We start from the raw sequence: 414 nt of genomic DNA, 5'->3' as shown, positions 1-414 counted from the left end.
CTCCCCGAAGCATATCGCTGTTCGTCGCGTCCTTCATCGGCTCCTAGTGCCAAGGCATCCACCGTACGCCCTTCATACCTTGATCTAGCGTTGGTATTCTAAGAACACACGTCTAATGACATGGTTAATTAAAAGTTTGATGTCTTGTTGATGTCTTCAGTTTTCAAGGTGCGAGTGCCTTATCCAAAGGACAAGACAAATGGAGCCTAGCGGGATCGAACCGCTGACCTCCTGCGTGCAAGGCAGGCGCTCTCCCAGCTGAGCTAAGGCCCCAGGATTGAAATTATAATGGAAATGGTGGGCCTAAGTGGACTCGAACCACCGACCTCACGCTTATCAGGCGTGCGCTCTAACCGGCTGAGCTATAGGCCCATTCCATGACTAGAGAGAATTAGACTCTCAAAACTGAACGAT

General features: G+C 50.2%; 2 tRNA genes and 1 rRNA gene. All 3 read right to left on the bottom strand.

The features are described from left to right. Positions 1 to 85, bottom strand: a 23S ribosomal RNA gene (locus tag AYO36_RS06940); the annotation flags it as partial. A gap of 115 nt (positions 86 to 200) precedes the next feature. After that, positions 201 to 273: transfer RNA gene (locus tag AYO36_RS06935), tRNA-Ala, on the bottom strand. 22 nt (positions 274 to 295) lie between these two features. Further along, positions 296 to 372: transfer RNA gene (locus AYO36_RS06930), tRNA-Ile, on the bottom strand. Positions 373 to 414 lie beyond the last annotated feature (42 nt).

It is taken from the genome of Exiguobacterium sp. KKBO11 (assembly GCF_001644945.1).
GTDB classification, from domain to species: Bacteria; Bacillota; Bacilli; order Exiguobacteriales; family Exiguobacteriaceae; genus Exiguobacterium_A; species Exiguobacterium_A abrahamii.
Note: the sequence above shows the minus strand (reverse complement) of the source record. Positions and strands in the feature narration are given on the sequence as shown.